18 protein-coding genes and 5 tRNA genes are annotated in these 20,514 nt (G+C 45.1%); 16 read left to right on the plus strand and 7 right to left on the minus strand.

Annotated features, from left to right (window positions below):
- Positions 1-52 precede the first annotated feature (52 nt).
- The 5 genes from GF309_13015 (at position 53) to rpiA (ending at position 3,852) form a co-directional block, all read left to right on the plus strand.
- A tRNA-Met gene (locus GF309_13015) sits at positions 53-191 on the plus strand.
- 62 nt (positions 192-253) lie between these two features.
- Complete coding sequence (gene pgk / locus GF309_13020) at positions 254-1,495, plus strand: phosphoglycerate kinase (protein MBD3159702.1); 1,242 nt, start codon at positions 254-256, stop codon at positions 1,493-1,495.
- A gap of 142 nt (positions 1,496-1,637) precedes the next feature.
- Positions 1,638-1,744 (plus strand) — tRNA-Thr (locus GF309_13025).
- A gap of 246 nt (positions 1,745-1,990) precedes the next feature.
- Complete coding sequence (locus GF309_13030; protein MBD3159703.1) at positions 1,991-3,034, plus strand: hypothetical protein; 1,044 nt, start codon at positions 1,991-1,993, stop codon at positions 3,032-3,034.
- 128 nt (positions 3,035-3,162) lie between these two features.
- Positions 3,163-3,852 carry a ribose 5-phosphate isomerase A gene (rpiA, locus tag GF309_13035; GenBank protein ID MBD3159704.1) on the plus strand — a complete coding sequence of 230 codons (690 nt, stop codon included), beginning with the start codon at positions 3,163-3,165 and terminating at the stop codon, positions 3,850-3,852.
- A 16-nt stretch (positions 3,853-3,868) separates the two neighbouring features.
- On the opposite strand, the gene GF309_13040 is transcribed toward rpiA, so the two are convergent.
- The 3 genes from GF309_13040 to endA all read right to left on the minus strand — a co-directional run bounded on the left by GF309_13040 (position 3,869) and on the right by endA (position 5,908).
- Positions 3,869-3,946, minus strand: a tRNA-Arg gene (locus GF309_13040).
- Between the two features lie 91 nt (positions 3,947-4,037).
- Positions 4,038-5,240 carry a hypothetical protein gene (locus GF309_13045; GenBank protein ID MBD3159705.1) on the minus strand — a complete coding sequence of 401 codons (1,203 nt, stop codon included), beginning with the start codon at positions 5,238-5,240 and terminating at the stop codon, positions 4,038-4,040.
- Positions 5,241-5,308: 68 nt separating this feature from the next.
- A complete protein-coding gene (gene endA, locus GF309_13050) occupies positions 5,309-5,908 on the minus strand; it encodes a tRNA-intron lyase (GenBank protein MBD3159706.1) in 600 nt (199 codons plus the stop codon).
- A 90-nt stretch (positions 5,909-5,998) separates the two neighbouring features.
- Here endA and hycI point away from each other — a divergent pair, with 90 nt between their 5' ends.
- A complete protein-coding gene (hycI, locus tag GF309_13055) occupies positions 5,999-6,493 on the plus strand; it encodes a hydrogenase maturation peptidase HycI (GenBank protein ID MBD3159707.1) in 495 nt (164 codons plus the stop codon).
- Positions 6,494-6,500: 7 nt separating this feature from the next.
- A complete protein-coding gene (mtnA, locus tag GF309_13060) occupies positions 6,501-7,541 on the plus strand; it encodes an S-methyl-5-thioribose-1-phosphate isomerase (protein ID MBD3159708.1) in 1,041 nt (346 codons plus the stop codon).
- Between the two features lie 127 nt (positions 7,542-7,668).
- On the opposite strand, the gene GF309_13065 is transcribed toward mtnA, so the two are convergent.
- Together GF309_13065 and GF309_13070 are read right to left on the minus strand one after the other, a co-directional pair.
- Positions 7,669-7,778, minus strand: a tRNA-Arg gene (locus GF309_13065).
- Between the two features lie 90 nt (positions 7,779-7,868).
- A complete protein-coding gene (locus GF309_13070; GenBank protein MBD3159709.1) occupies positions 7,869-8,087 on the minus strand; it encodes a hypothetical protein in 219 nt (72 codons plus the stop codon).
- Between the two features lie 91 nt (positions 8,088-8,178).
- Between GF309_13070 and GF309_13075 the strand changes: the two genes are divergently transcribed.
- The 6 genes from GF309_13075 to GF309_13100 all read left to right on the plus strand — a co-directional run bounded on the left by GF309_13075 (position 8,179) and on the right by GF309_13100 (position 15,968).
- On the plus strand, positions 8,179-8,961 hold the full coding sequence (locus tag GF309_13075; GenBank protein MBD3159710.1) for a hypothetical protein: 783 nt from the start codon (positions 8,179-8,181) through the stop codon (positions 8,959-8,961).
- A gap of 87 nt (positions 8,962-9,048) precedes the next feature.
- Positions 9,049-10,989: a molybdopterin-dependent oxidoreductase gene (locus GF309_13080; protein ID MBD3159711.1), complete on the plus strand. Its 1,941-nt coding sequence runs from the start codon at positions 9,049-9,051 to the stop codon at positions 10,987-10,989.
- Positions 10,990-11,077: 88 nt separating this feature from the next.
- Complete coding sequence (locus GF309_13085; GenBank protein ID MBD3159712.1) at positions 11,078-12,637, plus strand: hypothetical protein; 1,560 nt, start codon at positions 11,078-11,080, stop codon at positions 12,635-12,637.
- A complete protein-coding gene (locus tag GF309_13090; GenBank protein MBD3159713.1) occupies positions 12,627-13,685 on the plus strand; it encodes a hypothetical protein in 1,059 nt (352 codons plus the stop codon). Before GF309_13085 ends, GF309_13090 begins: the two co-directional genes overlap by 11 nt.
- Positions 13,686-13,689: 4 nt before the next feature.
- A complete protein-coding gene (locus GF309_13095) occupies positions 13,690-15,153 on the plus strand; it encodes an ATP-binding cassette domain-containing protein (GenBank protein ID MBD3159714.1) in 1,464 nt (487 codons plus the stop codon).
- A complete protein-coding gene (locus GF309_13100; protein ID MBD3159715.1) occupies positions 15,150-15,968 on the plus strand; it encodes a hypothetical protein in 819 nt (272 codons plus the stop codon). The genes GF309_13095 and GF309_13100 overlap by 4 nt, the downstream gene beginning before the upstream one ends.
- 11 nt (positions 15,969-15,979) lie before the next feature.
- Here GF309_13100 and GF309_13105 read toward each other — a convergent pair whose 3' ends face one another.
- Complete coding sequence (locus GF309_13105) at positions 15,980-18,151, minus strand: DUF1156 domain-containing protein (protein ID MBD3159716.1); 2,172 nt, start codon at positions 18,149-18,151, stop codon at positions 15,980-15,982.
- 116 nt (positions 18,152-18,267) lie between these two features.
- Between GF309_13105 and GF309_13110 the strand changes: the two genes are divergently transcribed.
- Positions 18,268-19,101, plus strand: a complete 834-nt coding sequence (locus tag GF309_13110; protein ID MBD3159717.1) for a hypothetical protein — start codon at positions 18,268-18,270, stop codon at positions 19,099-19,101.
- Between the two features lie 20 nt (positions 19,102-19,121).
- Here GF309_13110 and GF309_13115 read toward each other — a convergent pair.
- Positions 19,122-19,228 (minus strand) — tRNA-Tyr (locus tag GF309_13115).
- A 219-nt stretch (positions 19,229-19,447) separates the two neighbouring features.
- Here GF309_13115 and GF309_13120 point away from each other — a divergent pair.
- Positions 19,448-19,738, plus strand: a complete 291-nt coding sequence (locus tag GF309_13120) for a hypothetical protein (protein MBD3159718.1) — start codon at positions 19,448-19,450, stop codon at positions 19,736-19,738.
- Between the two features lie 15 nt (positions 19,739-19,753).
- The gene (locus tag GF309_13125; GenBank protein ID MBD3159719.1) at positions 19,754-20,512 is read left to right on the plus strand and encodes an SDR family oxidoreductase; all 759 of its coding nucleotides are present in this window, start codon (positions 19,754-19,756) and stop codon (positions 20,510-20,512) included.
- The last annotated feature ends 2 nt before the right edge of the window (positions 20,513-20,514 follow it).

Below are 20,514 nucleotides of genomic sequence, written 5' to 3' on the forward strand. Positions count from 1 at the left end.
TCGCAATTCTGAATGAGTCACCTCCCAACAACTACACGTCCATAATACATTAGCCGCAGTGGCCTAGCCTGGTAGGGCGCAAGACTCATAATCTTCAGCGGGATACGCTGTTTACAATTGGGGTTAAAAAGATGAGCGCCCCCGGATGGGAAATCTTGAAGTCGAGGGTTCGAAGCCCTCCTGCGGCACCAATTTCTGTTGTTGTTTTGTCTCTTCGTTTGTTCTTGTTGGTCTTTGCACAACCTCTTTATCGATGAATCGTCTTACACCTGTTAGGGGTGAAAGCATGGAACTGCCCTTCAAGACCCTTGACGATGTGGAATACGAGAATAAACGCGTTTTGCTTAGAGTGGATATCAATTCTTCAGTAGATCCTGATACAAAGGAGATACTTGATGCTTCTCGCATAGAGGCAATTGTTCCTACTCTGAAAGAGCTTTCAGAAAGCAAAGTTGTTCTGATGGCTCACCAGGGCCGTCCTGGTAGTGATGATTTTATTTCCCTTGAACCGCATACTTCAATTATCAAAGAATTGGGATTCGATGCCTATTTCGTGGATGATATTTTTGGTTTCAAGGCGAAGCAGGCAATCAAGTCGGTGAAGAAGGGAGAGATTCTGGTCCTTCAAAATGTCAGGATGTTTGAAGGAGAATTGAAAAAGGCACCCCCTGAAGAAGTCGCGAAGGAACCTCTGGTACAAGAGCTGTATTCACTATTTGATCTCTTTGTCAACGATGCGTTTGGGGCGGCCCATAGATCACAAGCTTCTCTCGTAGGATTCACTACCGTGCTACCCTCTGTTGCAGGACGACTTTTCGAGAAAGAGGTAATTGCTCTTCATGAGGCCGCTTCAACAGAACGGCGTCCCTGGATACTAGTTCTTGGTGGAAGTAAAGTTCACGACAAAATAGCCACCTTGGAAGAGCTTTTCCAGTTGGAACGTGCAGATGAGGCTTTGCTTGGAGGACTAGTAGGCATTGTATTTCTAATAGCTGACGGCCAAATATCTCGAAAACATGGAGATTTGATTGAGGATTTGGAAAGTGCTGTGGAGAACGCAGCGCAGGTCTTAGACAACTACCGCGATAGTATTCGCTTACCCGCCGACGCTGCGGTAGAGAAGAACGGCAAAAGATGGGAATGCTCCTTGAATGAAATAGATGATTACCCATTCTACGATATAGGCCCCCAGACCGTAGAGGATTTTATGATGGATATTGATGATGCTGAAGTGGTGTTTGCAAATGGTCCTATGGGATATTTCGAAAAGGAAGCCTTTGCGCGCGGCACCATAGATGTTCTCAAGTCAATTTCGGAAGCTGATTGCACCAGTATTGTTGGTGGCGGTCACTTGGGTTCTTTGGCACGAGAGCTGAAATTCAGCGAAAAGCTCACGCACATAAGCACCGGTGGAGGATCCACAATTCGGTATATCACAGGAAAGAAACTTGATGTTATAGCTGCATTGGAAGAAACTGCCACACGGATGGAATGAACCCGCAAAACCATTTGTCCATCTGGTTAAATCGAAGAAACTTCAAAAGACATAATCCCGCCGTATATCTATGGAAGGTTTTGCGGTTACCCCCAAAGAGTAGGCTTTTAAAGCATTCAAGTCAAAACGCCCACCGGGACATGCCCCAGTAGCACAGCCCGGTTTAGTGCACCTGACTTGTACATTTTGCGGTTATTCGCAAATCAAGAAATCAGGGGGTCGCGAGTTCGAATCTCGCCTGGGGCTCCACAATCTCATAAACAGATTTCAGAAATACATGTAGTGTTGATCACGTTGTTCCGGACATCAAGAAAATGGCATTATATCAAGGTCATGTTTATGAGTCCATCTGTAATAAGAACACATAAGACTAGTCAATACTAGGCTCAAGCGTGTCACACCTGAGTCATACAAAGGCTCAATGTCTACACGAAAGCTAAAATAACCGAGCACAAAGCTCCAATCACAAAGTCATGTACTAGCAGGTGATGTAAATTGCAAACATCGTACAGCCAATTCACGCGATTCATTATTGACCTATTCAGACCACTATCCGACTTCTTTCAGCCCTTGGGCGTACCATTTGGGCCTATCGCTTGGTTCTTTATAGTTTCGGTCACCCCGCTAGTACTCATAATAGTAGGGCTCGCTTGGCTCCGTCACAAATCGACGGCAGGCGGCATAGCTGGCGATTTACAGAAGATAATTGCCTCTACAGGTGATATATCTGGAGGCATTAGCGGATCAAAGAAAACACGCTTCATCAACACTCCCACTGAAGCATTGCTCTTTCTTCGCATTGAGGAAAACGCTCTTAGACAAGCCCTTTCAGCTGTAGATTACTACTCGGAACGAGGAGAGCTTGATGATACACTCCAGTCTCAGCTAGATTCTCTCTATAAGACTCGTCTTGAATCTGTCAAAGATGCAATTGCCAAAAGTGATCAATTGAAGGCGATAGTGGATGCAGATTCTGCTGTAGACAAAGCTCGATCCGATTATCTACGTAAACTTGCAGCTATGTCTGGCAGAACTCTACCTTCTGAAGAACCCGAAGCGGGTCCCTCATCAGTAGGCATGCCTGGTGAAGCAGCCGAACCTGCGGAGGTTACTCCCGAACAACCTCCAACTTCTGAACCGGAGACAGCTCCACCAGCGGAAGCTCCAAGTGGCGGCCCTCCGGGTGGCGGTCCCCCAGGCGGTGCAGCTCCAAGTGGCGGCCCACCCAGCGGCGGCCCACCCAGCGGCGGCCCCCCAGGTGGTAGTGCTCCGAGTGATGGTCCCCCAGGCGATGCAGCTCCGAGTGGCGGCCCTCCGGGTGGCGGTCCCCCAGGCGGTGCAGCTCCGAGTGGCGGCCCCCCAAGCGGCAGTAGCCCAAGCAGTGGTCCCCCGGGTGGCACACCGGCAAAAACACCCTCTTCAACATCTGCAAGTGAAGCTCCAAGTTCTAAAGAGAAAGAATCCGGTGCTAAGAGCACTCTACAATCTGAGATGCTCGCCGAAATGGAGCGTCTTCGCACACTTATGGGTGGAGACTAAGTAGATTAGTCTCTTTCCTTCCGAATTGTTTCTTGAAAGACTAATAGCAGCATTCCATTAGCTTTAGCGGTTTAGATTATATATAGTGCTAAACCTGTTCATGTACCACAGTGTGGAGTGTGGAATAGATGAATAATTTGAAACGAAATGCTGCAAAAAGTGTCTTGGATATTCTACCATCAAGTGCCGTCATTGGTTTGGGCAGTGGGTCAACTGTAGCTTATTTCGCTCAAGAACTTGGCAAGCTTGTTGAAAAGGGAGCTAATCTTACCGTTGTGCCTAGTTCATATCAGGCATATCAGCTTGCTCTTGAATATGACATACCCTTGACAGATTTAGATCGGGCACCTGAGCTAGAACTCACTGTTGACGGCGCAGATGAAGTTGATGACAAACTGAATCTGATAAAGGGTGGCGGTGGCGCTTTGCTTAGAGAGAAGGTTGTTGCATCTGCTTCCAAGAGACTCATTATCATTGTTGATGAATCGAAACTTGTCCAACGCCTGGGTGGAAACTTCCCTGTTCCTGTAGAAGTTCTCCCTTTTTCCTTAGGAACCGTAAAAAGAAAAATCAAGTCTATGGGAATCGAGCCTGTACTACGGATTGCCAAAAAGAAAATGGGGCCGGTGGTGACAGATAACGGCAATTTCCTACTGGACCTAGAATTCAATGAACCTCTGCAGAACCCACTCGAGATGTCAATAACCTTGAAGATGATTCCTGGCGTAATTGAAACAGGTCTCTTTGTAAATATGGCCGACCAGGTTCACGTTGGAACTGAAACGGGCGCTTATGTTCTAAATGAGTCCAGTGACTGAATCGCTAGGAAAACAGTGGCGGGCCCGCCCGGATTTGAACCGGGGCTAACTAACTTAGGAGGCTAGTGCCTTATCCAGACTAGGCCACGGGCCCTTTCTACAGAGCGGTGGAAACGTGGTCACAAGCGCCGAGATAGCGTTTCGCTGTTAAACCTTTTGTGCTATTACATTTGTACTTTTGAAGTTCAATATGCTACTTTACCCGTGATTTCCGCGCCTTCCTCAACCGCATCGACGAGCATACTGCCCTGCCTTGTTTTGATTCGGATTGAACATTCACCATCACGTCCAATCACTGTAGTGAAGAGGTAGTCGTTGTCCGCATAGACTTCTATCCGCTTCTTGGCATATCTCCTCCCGGCCCGTACATTCACCTTCTTCTTAGAATAGCTTACAGTAAGGGGTATTGTCTCGCCAGGCTTTGGTCCCCCGGAGCGATAGTCTTGGCGACCCGAGTTTCTCCTTCTACCGCCCTTGACAGGAACTACAATTTTCTCGCCGCCGAATGAGAAGATTTCGTGCTCAAGAATACCTTGTTCAAAATCTCGAATCTCGACAACCGGTCTAGCCAAGTCTCTCTTTGAACTGCTCATTCCAGTTGGGAGCTTGACTTTCAGCGATAATGAAGTGACCTTCGAAACGCGACCCGCCTCTATGTGCAAAACTGTGTCAACAGTGCTTGGTAGCTGCCCCAGCTCAACACGCCCACCCAAAATCAGTCGTTGGATTGCATCAATGGCTGAACCAGCGTGAACGATTCCGACCATACCAACACCAGCCGAACGAAGATCAGAATATGCCTCGAAGTCAGAATCTTTTCTGAGCTCGTCATAGATTACATAATCGGGGCGTACCAAGAGCAGAATGTCAGCTGCTTTCTCCATACTTCCATCTAGGGATGAGTACTGTACTATGGCATCTTCAACTTGAAGATCTCTGGGCTGTTCCAATGTTTTGACCACATTGCCTTTCCTTCCGTAAAACTCGGCAAGTGCAGTCGCAAATGTGCTTTTTCCTGAGCCGGGTGATCCCGATATGAGAATACCTTCGGCCCTTGCTTCCAATCGCTTCATGAGCTTGGGACTCAAATGATAGTCTTCTATATCCAGTTTTACTATAGGTCTGATTGCACTGATTTCCATCTTGTCCGCAAAGGGTGGCATGGCAATGGCTATTCGATAGTTTCGCAACTGGACAACAGCCGCCCCCTCTTCTTCAATTTCTATGAATGAAGCTCTATCATTTCTGGCGCTTTCTAAAATGCCCCTTGCTAGGATATCCAGTTCCTCATAGGTCAGAGTTCTTTCCGAGAGATCCACCAACTTCCAGTTTCCTGGTTCCCCCCGTTTTGCCCTGGGCGGATTGTTTTCCACCAGGTGGACACTCATAGTGTGATCATCAAAGAATTCCCTAAGCGTAACTAGCTCATCCTCATAGTACTCCCAATCGTCTTCCTTCAAGTTTTATCCGCCTCTAGTTGACTGAGTTCTGCTTTCGCTACTCGATAAAAGTTGACTTCGCCATTCTTGTCTACAAGTGCAAAGGTCAACTTCTTTCGAGCCTCGGCTGACATACGTGTAACCATTTCCAGCTCTTTGAGCGTGATTGGTTCATCTTCCTTCATTATGTATACTAGCTGTTTTGCCGCAGACTGTCCGGGCTTATCACCTCTTTGATACACCCGAAAACCGATCCCCCCTCCAAATCCTTGCCTTACAGCATACCCTCTACTTCTGAGATCTCTGAATACCAAGTACCTAACCCATAGGTCGGGATCTTCGACAATCAAGTTCCGTACTATATCGTCACTATCCATGATTCGTCCCTCTGCAGATTTGACTTGGATTCTTTCCCGTTCCAAAAGATGCAAGATTTCAACAGGGCGTAGCTCTAATTGTCCATTCTCTAATCGCACTCCGTAGAAGCCCTGTTGAGATATTCTGTCGGCGTCTTCTACGCCAACATAACCCTTACCAGCCTCAAATAGGCATACTGAAGGCTCCTCCATCTCATCATCTGTTCTGTTATCTGAACCAGTTTTTTCTTCTGTTGACAAATTATATGCGCCTGCCTAGTCTCGTGTTTTAGTTTTCAAAAAGCCTTCGGCATCACAAGAACTATAGCCAACCGACATTGATGAAACCTCGTGAGCTATGAAAGTCTAGAAAAAGAACTTCTCCAATTCCTCAAGGGCGGAAAAAAAGCAGCAATTCTGGGTATTGGAAACGAGCTGCGAACAGATGACGGTCTTGGCCCCTACATAGTCTCTAAATTGAGTATTGACGATTCAAATATTATGATACAAAATGTTGGGTCAGTACCAGAAGCCTTTGCCAAACCCCTTGCCGAATTTGGGGCTGAGAGAGTTATACTCGTTGATGCAGCAAATATGGGAGAGCCAGTTGGTCATATTGAACTCGTTACCAAAGACCGAATAGGTGGTATAGCTATAAGCACTCATAGCATGCCTTTGTCTATGCTAATGAGCTATCTTGAAGAGAGAAGCGGTGCGCAAACTATCCTTCTCGGAGTCCAACCTCAGGATGTGAGCTTTGGAGAAGGGCTCACAGGCGACATTGAAAACGTCGCAGAGAGAGTAATTAAAATAATAGAAAACGTCTGGAAAAAAACAAAGAGATGAGAATCGTATGTTCCGAACAATTGAATGGACAGATAATAACAAGGTTCGCTTAGTGGATCAAACCAAACTACCTTTGGAAAAAACACACATCGTAACAGATAGTCACGATCGAATCGCGGAATCGATTAAGGTTATGGAAATCCGAGGGGCTCCAGCTATCGGTGCCGCTGCCGGTATGGGCATGGCTCTTGCTGCCTTGGAAAGTGACGCTCAGACCAAAGAGGAACTTCTTGATTTCTTGGAGACAGCAGCTGATACACTCAATACACGCCCCACTGCTGCAAACTTGACTTGGGCAACCTCAAGAATGCTCGATGTTGCAAAAAAGTCCGAGGGGACTGCTGAAGAAATCAAGGAGACGTTGGTTGAAGAAGCAAAGGAGATTGCTGAAGAGGATGTACGCATGTGTCGAGCCATCGGGGATGCATCTCTTCAACTAATCAAACCTGGTTGGACAATTCAAACCATCTGCAATGCCGGCTCCTTAGCTACTGTACATCTTGGAACCGTTGGAGCTGTAGTACGTGCAGCGCATGAAGAATATGGGGATATACAGGTATATGCATCCGAGACCAGGCCAAGATGTCAAGGTGCCCGACTCACAGTTTTTGAATTCATGGAAGATGATATTGATACAACCTTGATAACTGACGGAATGATAGGCACGGTTTTCAAACAAGGAAGAGTTGATTGCTGTGTAGTTGGTGCAGATAGAATAATTCGAACCGGTCATGTCATCAATAAAATTGGTACCTACACTATGGCGATTACAGCCAATTATCACGATATTCCATTCTATGTTGCGGCGCCTTTGTCAACCATCGATATGGGATCAAATCCTGAAGATGTGGTGATTGAAGAACGTGACGAATCCGAGATTAGGAAAATAAATGGAGAATACATCACAGTACCTGACGCAAAGGTTTACAACCCAGCATTTGACATGACTCCCCCTGATTTGGTAGATGCAATAATAACGAATGTTGGTATTGTTGAGAATCCTACCGAAGCAAAAATGAAAAAGCTTTACGAGAAGGGTACTAAGTAGCCCCCTCCCTACTTAGCTATGTACCATCTATTAGCTTACTGCAGGCATCAGCTATGGCATTTCCCGTATTGGATGGAGTAAGAAATAGTGGTTAACTAGATGAAAATCCCCTTTAGAATTGGCAAAATGGCGGGACCGCCCGGATTTGAACCGGGGATGCCCAACTCCGAAGGCTGGTGCCTTATTTGCCTCTTCCAGAAGATTGTCTTCTGGAAGTCCAGACTAGACTACGGCCCCACCAAGTCTTTTTCGTGACCCCTCTTAAGCGCTTCCGTATTTCCACTCAAAAGTTAGATTCTTTCGTTTCTTGGGTTTTCAAGAGGATATCTACTCGTTTCCGAGTTTCTCGCTCCAGACTTTGATGAAATACTCCAAGCTACGATCGTATGTTTTCTCTGCTTCGGGTGGGAAAAGACAACCCGGCAGTTCCTTATGCTTCCAGTGGTATTCTATGCAATCACAGCAATATCCCTTGCGTGAACAACCAGGATATGTGCAGCCACAACGTTCCTTATTGCTTTCGACATTACAAACTCGACCAGTCATCGTACGCTCCGGCCTCGGTACAGCGGCCTCCTATTAAAACGTGATTGGTAGGGCGTTAGCCTAATAGCCATAGGAATAATAACGAAGTAGTATGGAACTCTTCGAGATCCTCCAAGCAGGAATGAAAGGCAAAGATGGGAAAGAATTAGACCCTACTAGCTCGGAAGTTTTGGAATCCCTTCTGGACGCTCTGGTTGATTATCAGCCCTATGATCTTTCATTTCAGCAACTCAGGAGCAAGAAGAACATAGTATTCAAGATTCAAATTTCGACAAAACGAGGAAAGATTCCTGAACTGATAGCCAAGTTGTTTGTTACATCTGGCTTTGAGAGAGAATTGGAAGTACTCAAACGAAGCCAAGAAAACGCACTCACAGTCCCCCAAGTTATTGATGCCAAAGAAGGCGTTATACTGATGAGGTTCATTGAAGGTAATGTATTGACAGATGTAGTAAATGAGACCTTCAGTACTACTGCAATTGAGCAACTTGCTAAGTGGTATTACCGTTTTCATGACATCCATTCCCTGATAAAAGGGGACCCTCGGCTAAGGAATTTCATTTACCATAATAGAATCCTTTACGGAATTGATTTTGAAGAGTCTAGGCCGGGTGATTGGATGGAAGACCTGGGAGGTATTGCGGCTAGTCTCTTGGATACCCGGCCAATATTCCATGAAGCAAAACAGAAGCTTGCATGGCAGTTGCTCGACTCTTACCTTGATTCAGCTGGCTTGGATAGAAACGAAATAATCGAGACTCATTTCCAGAAGACAGTAGCGAATACACTTAAAGAGACTTCTAGATGGCGAGAAAACAAAACTATTTGGACTCTTGCTAAGAAAATTGAATCGAATGGCATACCGAAGAAATGACCTGTACCTCATCGTTATTATGATTAATTTTGTCCACGATGATTCAGGGAGATCCTCTCAACCGCAAGAAACAGGTTATGGAATCCAATGACTCGCAAGAAACTCGTTACAGTTTGTCCTCGTGATTGCTATGATACTTGCTCACTAGAGGTAATTACTGAAAATGGCTCAATCGAATCAATCCGAGGTTATTCGGATTCCCCTCTTACTCGCGGTATTACTTGCCCCAGAGCAGCTAAAGACGCAGAGCGATTGGTCAAGAATCGAGTGCTCTATCCACATGTATCCATTTCTGATAAAGGGAAACTAAGCAAGAAACGCGTGAGCTGGAGGACGGCTTTGAAGGAAGTAAAAAATCGATTACGTGAAGTTCTAAATGACCATGGTCCCGAAGCAGTACTACTACTTGATTATCTTGGGAATACTGGTATCCTGACTTGGCATTTCCCTCGCAGGCTATGGAACGCGCTCGGTGCAACGAGGACTGATTATAGCCTTTGTGCAAAATCCGGCAATGAAGCAATCTCTCAATACTATGGCAAATCCTACGGACTCCTTCCGGAGACTCTTCTGAATTCCGATTTCCATGTTTATTGGGGTTTCAATGCTGCAGTCAGTGCTCCCCATTTTTGGAATCTTTCTCGAATTGCTCGAGAGGATGAAGATGCGCAGGTAGTGGTAATTGATCCAAGAAGAAGCAAGTCTGCACAGCATTCCGATTTGTGGCTTAGACCGAAACCCGGGAGTGATTTGGCTCTAGCTTATGGAATAGCTAATCAACTTATCGCCAAAGACTACATTGACCATCAGTTTCTTGACCAGTGGACAAATGGATACGAGCATTTTGAAACGCAAGCGGCTAGATGGGATTTAGAAAGTACTGCAGAAGCCACGGGTATTCCAACCCAGACAATCACTGAAATGGCAGCAGCTTATGGAAATGCTGACCGGAGTGCCTTGTTGCTCGGTGTCGGATTCCAGAAAGCTAGGCAAGGGGGTGAGGCTATTGGGGTTGCTTCACTTTTGCCTGCTTTAACCGGGCTTCACAGAGGCTTCTTCTACAGTAATGGCAGTGGCTTTGACATAGATACTGCTTATCTAGAGGGCATTACACTTGCAGATACGAATCCCCGAATCGTTAGCCAAGTTGATTTAAGCAAACATGTTCAAGACGGTGAATTCAAGTTCATCTTCTGCTATAGCATGAATCCAGCTCTCACAGTACCAGATCAGGCTGCCTTCCGTAGTGGTCTCGAAAGAAGCGATGTCTTTCTTGTTGTACATGAAACTCACTGGACCGAAACAACTGATTATGCTGATTTAGTACTCCCTGCTCCCACATATCTAGAAAAGAGGGACATCGTTGTTCCCTGGGCTCACAATCGAATTAGAGAATCCCCTCGTGTAGTAGAACCGCAAGGCCAAAGCAAAACCGAAATCTGGCTTATGCAGGAGATTTCTAAAGCTCTTGAAATAGAACAAGACTGGGTACATGCTGACCCTTGGAAATGTCTAGATGCTGCAACAAGTACTACTTTTGAAGATGGCACACTAGAGGACTTGATAGCTGGCGAGACACTTCACCTCAGCTACCGAAGTATGACATCATATTCCACAAAGAGTGGAAAGATAGAATTTGACAACAATCTGCCAGAATATGAACCGACCACGCATTCTACCAATCAGTTTGTTCTCCTGAATAGCGCATTGCCCCAGTATACCCATACACAGTTCCAAGAAGTGTATGGTCCAATTCCCTCCGTTGTCTATATTCACCCTCTTGATGCCTGTGAAAGAGACATTGAGCATGGTGATACCATTATTATTTCCAATTCTCAAGGTCATGTATTACTTCAAGCGAACCTTTCAATAGACATTCAAAGAGGAACAATATGGACTCCTAGAGAGGGTAAAGGCCTCAGTGGTACTCCTCTCAACGCCCTGACTTCGGGAACGCCCCAGAAGCTCGGTGGAGGCCCCATGTTCAACTCCACACTTGTCTCGGTAGAACTCTATGAAAAATGCTAATTCCCAAGCTTCATATCTGTGTGCTTAGAGCACTGATATGAATACGCGTACATATCAATGATAGAAAGACTGTCGAGGTTAGATACTGTTGCAAAGGAAATACATTCTGGCCGGTGCGGCTATCATTTGCCTTGTTTCCGGCGTACTTGTAATTACTTTCTTCCCCTCTTTTCCTAAGCGTAGCCCTCCCCATGTGACTGTTTCAGGCGCACATATCCTTGAAAAAGGCGATTACAATCTTGCTCTAAGAGCAAAGAGTGTCAATGTCTCCATTCATCTTGTATGGAACGAATCTGAGGGACACGGATGTTACTCAACTACAGTTACAAATATCGCCGCGGATCGTATTATTCCTCAATCTCAATCCAATCTTGAAATCAATGTGCTCAATGAAACTTCAATAAAAATCGATGTATGTACCGCATCAGAAGAAGTTGGTATATATCTCACCATGCCCCCAAAATCTGAGTTTAATTTCCTTGTCTTTGGTGACAGCCAAGGCTATCAGGGCGGTCTGAATGAGATTGCATCTATTGTTGAAGGCAATCTCCCCGCCTTTGCCTTCCATTGCGGTGATTTAACACCATTTGGGCAAAGGCATCAATACGGAGAAGTGTACCATGCTCTCCAAAACATCAATATACCTGTTTTCACAACCGCAGGCAACCATGATGTCAGACTTGATGGTGGAGAGATTTACGAAGAGATATTTGGTAGATCTACATATTCATTTGACTATTCTAACTGTCACTTTGCCGTGGTTAATTCGTCAAATTACACAGTTCCGTCGGACGAATTGAATTGGCTTGATCGGGATCTCTCCGCCTCACAGAAGCCGCTGAAATTTGTTTTCACACATGTTCCCCCATTTGATCCTCGACCAGGTAGTATCCATAGTATGACTAACCAAACAAGCGCAAATCGGTTAATGGATATTGTTAAGAAAAACAATGTATCGACCGTTTTTACTGGGCATATCCATCTCTACAACAGCACGGTTAGAAACGGAACACGTTATGTAATATCGGGAGGTTCTGGAGCACGACTTGTTGCTGATCCACAAAATGGAGGGTTTCATCATTTCATCAATGTCACCGTATCAGGTTCAAGTGTTTCAATGGAACCGATTGAGCTTTCCACTCCTGCACCCAATCCTCAAAGAATCATGATAAAAAACGATAACGACGCACTTGAACTGTCTCTCCAGGATATTGTGTCTCTCCCCCAGATTGAAGAGTACAGCTCATTCCAGAACAACTTCGGGAACTGGCGGGGACAGGGAATCTATACCGGCACGACCATCGCAAATCTTATCGAATTAGTCGGCGATATGACACCTGGAGACATTCTACGCATAGAATCTTCTGACGGCTATTCTCAGAATTACTCGTATAGCAATGTATATCCTAATAGTTCGTGGAGTGAACTCCAAGGCAGTATGATTCTAGCATATTTCTACAATGGAACTCCTATCCCCGAATGGGATGAGGGTATGCGTATTGCGATGCTTCCACCTGACGGAAAATACAGCAATGATGATTGCCTTGCCACTTCTTGTCCGGGTATGGGCTGCAACGTGTATCTCTCAGCTGGAGCAAGATGGGTCAAGTATGTTGCTTCAATAGAGGTGATACAAGATGATGCATGAACCAGAAGAACACTTCTTAGGAACGAGAGAAATAGCAACAATTGCGATTTTAGGTGCATTAGGCGGAAGCCTAAGTACTTTCGTGGGTTATTTGGGTAATCTGGTCAATCTAGCTCTTGGTGTACCCTTTGGTGCCGGCCAGTTCATGGCCGGTCTTCACGTTTTCTGGCTTGTACTAATGAGACTTATAGCATCAAAACGAGGCGTTGGAACCTTTGGAGGAACTCTCAAAGGCCTAGTCGAGCTTTTTACAGGTAGTACTCATGGTGTAGTAATCGTATTGGTTTCCTTTGTCCAAGGGATTGTAATTGACTTGGCAGCCGAAGTGGGTGGCTCCCCTCAAGAAGCGGGAGCAAGGAACCAGATCGTTTGGTGGTTTGTTGCTGGTCTTTCCTCCGCTTCCAATGTTATTGTGTTCCAAATTGTATATTTCTCTGGTGCTCCCTGGATCTACCTTGCTGCAATCACAGCTCTAGCGTTTTCCTCGGGAGCCATTTTTGCCGGCTATTTCGCTTGGCAGACCATGTTTTTCATACAAGACATAGGAATCACCGGCTTTTCGGTTGAAACCCCATCCCTTCCAGAATCACCTGTCTATCGAAACATCCCTGCAATCCTTTTCATCATCTTTCTTACTACTGGAGCATTATACTACACTGTATTTGTTGCGAAACCATTTGCGGATCCATATGCTTGTGAAATAACAGGGGATGTTGCTAATCCATTCATCTATCATCCCTCCGATTTTATTCAGCAGGAAGTTACGATCGAGGCTGAGCTTCAAGGCGCATATACATACATCCCTCCGAAGAATTACACTGGTGTACCTTTGAACATACTCATTGAGCAGGCCGAGCCTTCGACTGGAGCAAGTACTGTTAGAGTAGAAGCAAAAGACGGTTATTCAGTAGAATTTGGCTTATCCGTTGTTCTTTCTGACGATAGATTAATACTCACTGAGGAAGAGGATTCAGGTCTTTGGCTGATTGCAGCTGAGTATGAAGGCTCATATTGGGTGCACAAGGTCTCGACAATTCTAGTAACCTAGGAGGTTGAATCACTCTTTGCTCGAAGCAGAAAGCCTTGAATTCTCGTATACAGATTCAGCCAACGTGCTTCGTTCAGCTGATATTTCCATTCCTAAGGGTAACTTAGTACTACTTACAGGGCCTACTGGATCAGGCAAATCAACGCTAGCTTTGTGTCTTTCAGGCCTTATTCCCCACTCAATTCCTGGAGAATTAACAGGCAGGATCGAAATAGATGGTGTTGACATATCCAGCTTGAGCATGCCAGAAATTTCGAGAAGAGTCGCGATGGTTCAACAGGATACAGAAGGCCAATTGGCAACTTTACAGGTTCAGGATGAAGTAGCTTTTGGTCCAGAGAATTTTGCTATACCCGAAAACGAAATATTGACTCGGATTGATGATTCTCTTGAGGCAGTAAATTGCGAACATCTTCGAAATCGTTCGACTAATGCATTATCTGGCGGTGAAAAACAAAGAGTAGTGATTGCTTCACTCCTAGCGTGTAACCCCGACTATTTGATATTGGACGAGCCAACATCGAATCTAGATCCTTGTGGTGTCTCAGAATTACGAACCATTATTGAAGATCTCAAAGAAAGAGATATCGGCATTCTATGCATCGAACACAAAATAGGCTCTTTTGTACATGAAGCTGATCGGATTCTGGAAATTCGTGATGGCCAAACCCAAACACATCATTCTCATAGAATGGAACATGACACAAAAATACCGCGCCAATCAGCAGAAATCCACAAAACTGCTATGCTTTCAATAGAGGATATTTCTTTTTCATATGGATCAAGGCTTGCAATTGATGGAATCTCTCTAGATTCCTATCCCGGGGAAATCATCGCTGTAATGGGTAACAATGGTTCAGGAAAAACTACACTCCTATCTCTAGCTGCAGGCCTTTTGGAACCCGATTCGGGGGTATCATATCTGGACGGAAAACCAGTTTCCGAACTAACCCCCTCTCAAATTGCCTCTCTGATTGGTTTTGTATTTCAAAATCCAAACCATCAGATATTCGAAAAGACGGTGTGGGCTGAACAGACTCTGATTGCGGACTTCCTCCCTGTTAATCGCCAATCGTTCTTCGAAAAGGCAAGGACTCTCCTTTCTGAAGCATCTCTAATCTCTATGAAGGAGCGAAATCCGTTTACTCTCAGTCATGGACAGAAAAGGAGACTGAACATCACATCAGTTACAGCTCATGAACCACGAATACTCCTCCTTGATGAGCCATTTGTTGGACAAGACCCGGATGGTCAGGAATTTGTAACTCGCACGATTCTTAGCAAAGCCCGGCATGGGGGCACATGCCTAATAATCACACATAATTCACAATTTGTTCAGAGATACTGTAACAGAGTGCTTTTCCTCCAAGAGGGGAACCTTCTTCTAGATGGACCCCCGAAGATGGTTTTCAATCGCCTTGAGCAACTGGGCCTGATGGAATATATCCCAAGGAGGAAAAATAGATGAAAAAAAGCACGGGATACATTAATCGGGATACGTTCCTGCACAGACTAAATCCGGCGGTGAAGCTGTTTAGTCTTGCATTTATGCTCATAGCAGCCATTATTCTGTCCAAGTGGTATTTTTTGCTTGCTCTTTTGCTTGCTGTCCTTATTGCCTTCAAAACTAGCCAAATACCAGTGGGTCTTACCACCGCCAGAATCAGATTCCTACTGACATTTTCAGCATTCATACTTGTTGTGCAGCTGATAGCAGTACAGAATGGAGTGGTTATCTTCCACCTCTTTCCCTCTGTTGGAACAATTGGGCCCTACTTTCCCGTAACAACATTTGGCTTAGAACGGGGGTTATTGTTTTCATTGAGATTCATGTTGATTGTTTTCTCAAGCAAGCTGTTTGTGGCAGTGACCGATCCCACACTTCTTGCTCATGCACTCACAGATTTGGGTCTTTCCTACCGCTACAGTTTCGCTCTGGTCATTGCGCTACGTTTTGTACCCTTCTTTGATATTGAAACAGAATCTGTTCGCATGGCTCAGCAATCTCGCGGATTCTCTCCCAAAATTGGAAGCCCTTCCAAATTATTGCGAACAATCAGGATGACTTTCTACCCTCTACTCGTATCTGCACTCTCCAAGGCGAATTCCCTGACTATGTCCATGGATGGGAGAGGTTTTGGCTATAGCAAAAAGCGAACCTATATTCGAAAGTCTAGATGGAGAACAATAGATTGGCTAGTCCTAGTGCTTTCTATGGGCCTTCTATTTGTTAGCATTCTTCTTTCGATAGGTCTGGTTCCCCTACATCCTTTACTAAGGTAAAACAATATTGACTATCTTACCGTTTTCATTTCTGATACAATCCACTCTAGGGCTTCACTAACACTTACCTTTCTGTCGCCCATCATCACATTTGGATAGTGCTTGGAATAAAGCTGAAAACACTTTCCCAACGCCAAGACGAAGATATCCGGTGTATCAGGGTCGCTACCAAGCCGATTTAACTCTTCGATACTATGTCTGATAGTTCTTGAAATCTTCTGCTTGATATCATTCCACTCTGCTTGTTCTACTTGCCCTCTCCTTTTACGACAAACGATGATTGCGTCATACTTGATATTGCTAACATTGAGGAGATGGGTGCTTGCTCGCATTTCACTTCTGATTGGCCAAGATTGCGAAACAAAGAATCCGGCATCTAAGACTGCTGTTACTAGAGCTGTCCATGCATCTAGCTCCTTGTGATGGAACGTGAATACGAGCAACCCATCGTCTTTCAAAATTCGATTGGCTTCAGCGAATACGCTTCTGATTCCGTCCAAGAACTCTGCTTGACTCTTTTGTTGTATCCGATTCTGGACAATTTCTTCTTTCCAAGGAACCAAATCAGGTTTGAAATATTCATATTCTTCTGCTAGAGACATTCTCAGCCACGCATAGAAGAAATTTGACAATTCAGAGTAGGCGACATTATCATAATACGGAGGATCTGTAGCCACTAAATCTACCGTTTTGCTTGAGATTTCAAGATCTTGAGATGATTCGCATAACAGACACGTGTTTGCATTACCATCGAGGTCATCATAGTTGAAACATGTTCTTGCAAGAATTGGATTCTTCAGCTCTATTTTTCTAGACTCCCCATTTTCTACGAGTCTCTCAAAAGGACGCTGACAGTATTTCTTTCCCTCTATAACGAGATGTACAAAGTTGGTAAATGAGCCACGCCCCTTCGGTGGGTCATAGCAATTCGCCTCTACTGGAGTCATTGAAGGTGAGAATGAGTGCGTCCTGAATATATCCGTGATGAAACCGTTACTTGCGTTATACTTACAGAAAGAGTTGTTATACTTCAGGCAGTTAGAAAACGCTAGTAGAAGAAACTCCTTCAGATTCTGGTTTCTAATCTGAAGTATCCATCTGTATATCTTGCCTAGATTCAAAAGCTGCCTTTTGTTGAACATATCTGAAAAGCGAATGTATCCGTGTTTCAAGGCTCTCTGTGTCTCTACGCCCAAAGGAATCTTGGTACTCGGGATTGGCAAGCTATCTCTTTCCCGTTTGAATTCTTGTTCAGCTTTATGGAATAAATCTACATCATAGGAACCTACTGATTTGTAGCCTCTCCCCCTCTTGAGTTTTGGATTCTGGTTTTTGTCGCATTCTGGGCAATAGAATTCTACTGCGTAAAGACGCTCTCTAGGCCGTCCTTGTTTTTGTATTACATCTATTACGTTTCCACCCGTGCACCCTTCGCTAGAACACTCATATTTTCTTCCAGATACGAATGACCGACTCTTGGGGACAAATAATGTCTCACATGTAGGGCATGAGCTTTCTTGGTCTGCATTTTCTGTTTCGTACATGCTCCAGCACTTGGGGCAGATAACTACATCTCCTTGGTCAGTTGGTGAGTTGGCGAGGAAGAAATTGCGCATAAGGGGTACTTTTGTTCCACATTTATCACAGTCTATTTCCTTCACATGGAAGTAGTAAATTGCGTTAGCTACTCCCCCACATTCTGGGCACACAGTTCGATAGTATCTCCTGAATTCATCTCCTAGTTCTTGTTCTAATTTCTGCAACGCCTCTCTCAACAGTTCAGGATCTATATCCTCTATTTCCTTCTTGACTACAAACCATGCTACTGGATTGATATCAACACCAATAATCTGGTTAGCATGCCCAAATCTCAATGCTTCTACTATCGTCGTTCCCCCACCCATCATGGGATCGACGATTGTTCTATTTCGAATTTCAACATCTGAAGCATACAGACTCCAAAGTTCTCGATTATCTCCATTCCACCCCTCTATATGTTCGTCTGCAAGCGAATACAAAAGAATTGTCCTGAAGACTGATCCCAACCTTCTTGCCCACCACTTATGCATAACATAAACTGGCCTGTAATGACGCCTTCCGAATCCTGTTGATTCCTTCTCTGCAATTTTGTTCACCTCATTAATTGGAAACGTCTCTTCTATAGGGGCTCTAGGCAGCTGCATTCCCTCCTCTTCATTCTCTTCTACAAAACAACTTCTCCTTATGAAGTGTACGAGTTCCAAACGCGCTCAGCAATTGTCATAAAGGGGAACTACAAGTCATTACTCCGTGAGAGAAAGTGCGGGAAGTGCATATCGAGCTGAACAGAGATGCCTACCTTGCTGGTCAGCAAGTAGAGGGTACTGTTACGGTTCAAACTGATGAATACTTTGAGTGTGAGGATTTCACCGTATTTGTTCGCGGTTCCGAACGTACCCGTATTACAGTTGGTAGCGGAGATGACCGACGCACATATAGAGGATCCACAAAACTCGTTGAGCATCAACTGGATATCAATACGGTAACCAGATTTGGGGCTGGCAAAACACCCATAAATTTCTCTTTTACACTCCCAATGGGACTGCCCCCAACTTACAAAGGAACTGGAGCTCAAATCAAATACTGGATTGAAGCCAAGGCAGAAATTTCATGGGCTTTTGATTGTGATAGTCAGAAGGAGTTCTGGGTATTTTCGCCCGGGGCGAGAGCAACAACAGCTGCAAATAGTGCGACTGCCAAACACGAAGGAAAACCCGTGCTGGACCTTCGCTTGGACGAAACTTCTGTTCCCCTTGGAGCTGGAATACCTTTCCAGTTTAGGGTACACGACGGAATTGAGATTCGTGGTGTTAGAGCCGAGCTCGTTCATTGTCAGAATCGGAAAGCGAGGAGCCGATCTAGAAGAACGGTAAGGGTGATTAACCAACGAGAAATACCGGCTGAAGAGATTCGGTGGGGCCGATGGGTCGATTGGAGTATTCCCACTCGAAGAGATTTTCCACCTACGTTCAAAACGAGACTCATAACAAGCTGGTATTTTGTGAGACTTACGTTGGATCGGCCTTGGCGCTTCGACAAATCTGCTTCTGTGACCGTTGTGCCTTATTTCGACCCAACCAAAAGTAGTTCTTAGCATCGAAAAATTGAGCGTGGTGGTCGGGACGGCCGGATTTGAACCGGCAGCCGACGGATATCTGGAAACGATTCCAACGGAACCGAATACTACAGTCCGTTGCTCTGCCAGGTTGAGCTACGTCCCGCTTGATTCAGCCAATCAGTTTGTATCTAATCAGCTTGGAGACCCACATCTCAACTCGGAGTCCTACTAATCTGCTTTAAAGCATTACTCTCAGGGATAAAGAGAATGGCACCAAAATATGGTTTCTACCGAATGAACATGAGTGTCATACTCGTATGAATCTGGTATTACAGGTGTTAATAATCTGTAGTACGGAACAAGGATATGGTGTAGAATAAGGATGGCAGACATCGAGCGTAAAATTCGAAGAGCACTTGAGAAAAACGGTATCCGATGTCAATCGGTTTACAAGCTTCCTGATGCAGATAACAGTGAACGCGTCCTGATCGCGTTTGATTCAAAGAACAACGGCAAGCTGAGTACAAAGAACGTTAGAAGCGCACTCAATTCAATGGGTTTGGGACGATTCAGCGTCCCCAGAGACTTTCAGCATCTAAGCGCCGCTTTCGTACATCTAGAAGTGGAACTTGGTGCAAGGACTGACCCTGAAATAAGTACAGGCGCAAGTTGACAGGTGTATATACTAATGAATCTCGGGCTCAAGGATAGAAACTTCGTGGTTGCAGCTGCGTCACGTGGCCTCGGATTTGGTGTGGCAAAAGCACTGATTGAAGAAGGAGCGAATGTACTCATCTGCGGACGAACTGAGCGCACGTTAGAAAACGCAGTAGCGAAACTCGGTGATCGTTCAGATTATACTGTTGCTGATGTATCGGAAAAGGAAGATGTCAAGAAATTTCTGGATGTTGCTACTTCCAACTTCCAGAAGATTGACGGTGTGTTTGTCAATGCGGGTGGTCCGCCGCCAGGCGAGTTTTCTGACCTTTCGGACGAACAATGGCAATCATCATTTGATCTGACACTGATGAGTGCAGTTTGGCTAACCCGCTTTTCACTTCCACTCCTTGAAAAATCGGATTCACCTTCAATTCTCTATAGCACTTCAATCTCAGTGAAGCAACCCATAGACAATCTCCTTTTGTCGAATTCGATACGTTCAGCAGTAATTGGACTAATGCGAACTCTGGCTGACGAGATTGGTTCAGAAGGGGTGCGCGTCAATGCAGTTTGTCCAGGTTATATCTACACTCAACGTGTCGAAGAATTGCTTGAGGCAGACGAAGAGAGCTCCAAATCTGCCATTGAAGATAATATTCCAATTGGTCGAATTGGCACGCCTGAAGAATATGGAAGGGTTTGCGCTTTTCTCTTGAGTCCTGTAGCCGGCTATATCCACGGCGCTTCGCTATTGGTTGATGGCGGTCTTTATCGCGGCATGCTCTAATA

The sequence above is a fragment of the Candidatus Lokiarchaeota archaeon genome (assembly GCA_014730275.1).
In the GTDB taxonomy this organism is placed as follows: domain Archaea; phylum Asgardarchaeota; class Thorarchaeia; order Thorarchaeales; family Thorarchaeaceae; genus WJIL01.

Excerpts from the sequence above, each read along its gene's own strand:
- pgk (MBD3159702.1), top strand. The coding sequence starts at position 254 with ATGAATCGTCTTACACCTGTTAGGGGTGAAAGCATGGAACTGCCCTTC.
- rpiA (MBD3159704.1), top strand. The coding sequence starts at position 3,163 with ATGAATAATTTGAAACGAAATGCTGCAAAAAGTGTCTTGGATATTCTA.
- GF309_13045 (MBD3159705.1), bottom strand. The coding sequence starts at position 5,240 with ATGAGTGTCCACCTGGTGGAAAACAATCCGCCCAGGGCAAAACGGGGG.
- mtnA (MBD3159708.1), top strand. The coding sequence starts at position 6,501 with ATGTTCCGAACAATTGAATGGACAGATAATAACAAGGTTCGCTTAGTG.
- GF309_13070 (MBD3159709.1), bottom strand. The coding sequence starts at position 8,087 with ATGACTGGTCGAGTTTGTAATGTCGAAAGCAATAAGGAACGTTGTGGC.
- GF309_13075 (MBD3159710.1), top strand. The coding sequence starts at position 8,179 with ATGGAACTCTTCGAGATCCTCCAAGCAGGAATGAAAGGCAAAGATGGG.
- GF309_13080 (MBD3159711.1), top strand. The coding sequence starts at position 9,049 with ATGACTCGCAAGAAACTCGTTACAGTTTGTCCTCGTGATTGCTATGAT.
- GF309_13090 (MBD3159713.1), top strand. The coding sequence starts at position 12,627 with ATGATGCATGAACCAGAAGAACACTTCTTAGGAACGAGAGAAATAGCA.
- GF309_13100 (MBD3159715.1), top strand. The coding sequence starts at position 15,150 with ATGAAAAAAAGCACGGGATACATTAATCGGGATACGTTCCTGCACAGA.
- GF309_13105 (MBD3159716.1), bottom strand. The coding sequence starts at position 18,151 with ATGCAGCTGCCTAGAGCCCCTATAGAAGAGACGTTTCCAATTAATGAG.
- GF309_13120 (MBD3159718.1), top strand. The coding sequence starts at position 19,448 with ATGGCAGACATCGAGCGTAAAATTCGAAGAGCACTTGAGAAAAACGGT.
- GF309_13125 (MBD3159719.1), top strand. The coding sequence starts at position 19,754 with ATGAATCTCGGGCTCAAGGATAGAAACTTCGTGGTTGCAGCTGCGTCA.